This window comes from Streptomyces hirsutus (assembly GCF_001418415.1).
Lineage (GTDB): Bacteria > Actinomycetota > Actinomycetes > Streptomycetales > Streptomycetaceae > Streptomyces > Streptomyces hirsutus.
Map to the genome: position 1 here is coordinate 582 of NZ_LIQT01000447.1, position 3,279 is coordinate 3,860.

Below are 3,279 nucleotides of genomic sequence, written 5' to 3' on the forward strand. Positions count from 1 at the left end.
CGTACTGCATGTCGCGCACCACGGCCTGGACGACGCCGACGGTGCCCTTGACCACATGGGTCAGCTGCTCACCGACCGCGGTGCCGGCCAATTCCGGCGCAGGGGCCGGCACGGAGATCCGGCCGCCCGTCTGATGGATCTGGGGCAGTATCTCGTGGACCAGCCTGTGCAGGGCACGCTCGGTGGCCTGTTGTTCGCGGGCCAGGAGGTGAGCCTGCTGCCGCGTCTTCTGCCAGCGGCGGTGGGCAACCCAGGCCGCTGTCCCGGCGACGATGGCCGCGGCGGCGAACAGGATGACCATGGTCGTGGCGGTTGCGTTCATCAGACACCCGCCGTCAGGAGCACGTCCGGCTCGGTCGCGGGCGCACCCGCGTCGAGCTGCTGCAGCAGGAGCGCGGACCCGATCACCCCGATGTGGCTGTACGCCTGCGGGAAGTCGCCCAGTTGCCGCCCGGTCGTGGGGTCGTACTGCTCGATGCGCGGTAGGCGTTTCATCGTGTAGATCTCCGTTAGGCCCCGCGAACGGGGTGGGCTTCAGGGCCGTTTGGGGCGGCCGGTGAACTGTCGGTGAGGCGGGGCACCGTCGCGGCGGCGACTCGATCTGCGCCGGTGAGGTCTCCTCGCCGACTTGCGGGGACTGATGGCGCGGTCACCGCGGAGAACCAGCCAGGCTGTGGGACCGAGTATCAGGACGATCAGAACCGCTCCGGTGACGGTCATGCCCGCGGCACGGAGGCAGCCAGGAAGAGGCAGGCGAGTGCGAGGGCGAAGACCGTGCCGCGCAGGACGTTGATTCCAGGCGTCCAACGACGCCGTCCTCGCTGCTGCTTCGCACGGTGGCTGCCGCAGGTCCCCACTGCCGTGGCGAGCTCCTGGGTCACCTTGGCCAGTTGGACCAGATACACCCTGCTGGGCACATAGCTGTCGGGAACCTCCGCCGAGCCGAGCTGTTGGGCGCGGCGCAACGCCGGTTCCTCGTTCGGCACCATGACGACGAGTTGATCGATGTGACCCCGCAGACGCCTCGCGAGGTCTTCCACGTCGGCAGAGGTCTGCGGCAGCGGCGATTCCTCGTCCAGCACGAGCGCCACCGTCTCCGCCGTGGCCGCCGCTTGATCGCGCCGCCGGACCGGCTCGTCAGTGACGCGAGCCTTCCTGCCGGGCATGGCGCGTTGACCGTCCGCCTGCCATGGAGCCAACGAAAGGCGCATGACACAACTCCTGTTCGAATCAAGCCAAGTTGATCGGGATTCGCCGTGCAGCGGCGTCGGTCGTCGTGCAAAGTGAGTGATCTGGTCGCTACGTTGAGCGAACCGTGAATCGCTGCCGAGGGGTATGCCTGCGCGACCCCGGGGCCGTCAAAGGCGTCAAAGATCATTTCGGAACCGAGGGGCAGCCCATGGCCCGTGCGCGAAACGAAGCCCTCGCCGCACTTCTGCGCGAAGCCGGCTGGTCCCAGCCACAAGCAGCCGCAGCGGTCGCCCGGGTAGCCGCGGAGAGCGGGGTGCGTGAGCTGGAGGCCATCTCCCGCTCGCACATCGCCATGTGGGTGCAGGGCACACAACCGAGTGGCCAGGCACCTCATATCCTGCGCGAGACGCTGTCCCGCAGACTCGGCCGCCCCCTCACCCTGGCCGACCTCGGGCTGGAAGGTGAAGCCACAGGCCAAACCGACAGCGGTTCCGACTGGAGCGTCGACCCTCTGACCGTGCTCGCCGAGCTGGGAAGCGACGACCTCGATATGCACCGACGCAAACTGCTGGCGACTGCCGCGTACTCGGCCGCCGGCCTCGCCCTGCCCACCGCCTCGTGGTGGGCAGCCGCCCCCGCCGCAGCGGCGAAGCGGCCAGCGGTCTCCCCGCGACTGGCGACCCAGGCTGACATCGACGATGTCCGCGACCTGACGACTTTCTACTCCGCGCGAGACCAGCAGCGCGGCGGATCCGCCGGCCGCTCGGCCCTGGCCGGCCACCTTCGCGACGAAGCGGTGCCCCTGCTCGGCAGCAGGTTCCGCACGGAACAGCTCCGCCGCCACACGTACTCGGCCGTGGCGGAGATGACCTACCTCGCCGGCTGGATGGCCTTCGATGCCTCCGAACACCGCACCGCCCAGCGCTACCTCACCCTTGCCGCCCGCATCGCGGCCGAAGCCGGCGACGGACCGCTCGGCGGCCACATCCTGCGCGCCCTCGCCCACCAAGCCGTGGACCTCGGGCACCCGCGCAGGGCGCTCGCCCTGGCCGACGCCTCCATGTCCCGCGACCGCTACGGTCAGGCGAGCCCCCGGGAGAAAGCCCTGCTCGCGGTCGTCCACGCACGAGCCCTCGCGGCCGACGGCGACCGCGCCGGCACCCTCGCGGCCATCAGCCGCGCAGAGCGGGACCTCGCCCGAGCCGACAACAACGAGGCGCCGGGCCGCGTGGGCTTCTTCCAGGAAGCCTCCCTCGCCCACGAGACCGCCTGCGCCCTGCGCGACCTGGGCCGGCCACTCGACGCGGAGATCCACTTCAAGCGCAGCGTCGCCACCCGACGCCGGCAGCAGTACGCCCGCACCCACAGCGTGACCCTCGGCTACCTCGGCGCCGTCCAGGTCCAGCAGGGCCGCCTCGACGAGGCGTGCACCACCTGGAGCGAAGCCCTCGATGCGATGTCCGGCGTCCAGTCCGGCCGCGCCCGAGACGTCATCGTCCGGATGCAGAGCGATCTCTCGCCCGTACGGCACCGCGGCGGCCGGCACGTTGTGGAGCTGGACCGCCGCGCACGCGAAATGCTCTGCACCATAGGCTGACCATCGATCCGGACGGCGGCGCCCCCACCCTCGGGATGCCGCCCAACGCGCCCTGCCGAGCGAGAGGAACGAACGGTGGTCTCCACGTACGAGGTCAGGCCGATCGCCACGGTCGTGGGGGGACACACCCGCGTCCTGGACGACTATCAGGGCGGAGTCCGGTCGATCATCCGTCTCCACGACGAGTACCCACTCGAAACCCTGCAAGGGATCGAGGAGTTCTCGCACCTGACGGTGACGTGGCGCTTCCACCTGGCGTGCCCGGAGGATGTGCAGCTTCATGCCCGCAGCCCTCGAGGGAATACGCGCTGGCCGGCCACAGGGACCTTTGTGCACCGCAATCACCGGCGGCCGAACCAGCTCGCGATCAGCTACCCGCGGCTGCTCGACGTGAACGGTCGGGATCTCCTGGTCACCGACCTCGATGCCGTCGATGGGACGCCCGTGATCGACCTGGCGCCGCACTTCGAACAAATGGGGCCCCGGGGCCC

At 70.1% G+C, this 3,279-nt stretch carries 5 protein-coding genes; 2 read left to right on the plus strand and 3 right to left on the minus strand.

The genetic code is table 11. From position 1 onward, the window contains the following. The 3 genes from AOK11_RS43615 to AOK11_RS30030 form a co-directional block, all read right to left on the minus strand. The coding region (locus tag AOK11_RS43615) for a hypothetical protein (RefSeq protein ID WP_167353852.1) at nucleotides 1–322 on the minus strand (322 nt) is incomplete at its 3' end. Beyond that, nucleotides 322–495: a hypothetical protein gene (locus AOK11_RS43065; protein ID WP_157869474.1), complete on the minus strand. Its 174-nt coding sequence runs from the start codon at nucleotides 493–495 to the stop codon at nucleotides 322–324. The genes AOK11_RS43065 and AOK11_RS43615, both read right to left, overlap by 1 nt. Nucleotides 496–716: 221 nt before the next feature. Then, nucleotides 717–1,211 (minus strand): DUF6415 family natural product biosynthesis protein, encoded by a 495-nt coding sequence (locus AOK11_RS30030; RefSeq protein WP_206188958.1) that lies wholly within the window; start codon nucleotides 1,209–1,211, stop codon nucleotides 717–719. Nucleotides 1,212–1,399: 188 nt separating this feature from the next. Here AOK11_RS30030 and AOK11_RS30035 point away from each other — a divergent pair, with 188 nt between their 5' ends. Both AOK11_RS30035 and AOK11_RS30040 read left to right on the plus strand, forming a co-directional pair. Continuing rightward, the gene (locus AOK11_RS30035) at nucleotides 1,400–2,788 is read left to right on the plus strand and encodes an NsdA family TPR-like regulatory protein (protein WP_206188959.1); all 1,389 of its coding nucleotides are present in this window, start codon (nucleotides 1,400–1,402) and stop codon (nucleotides 2,786–2,788) included. Between the two features lie 75 nt (nucleotides 2,789–2,863). After that, a partial coding sequence (locus AOK11_RS30040) for an SAM-dependent methyltransferase (RefSeq protein WP_055596852.1) occupies nucleotides 2,864–3,279 on the plus strand: 416 nt, incomplete at its 3' end.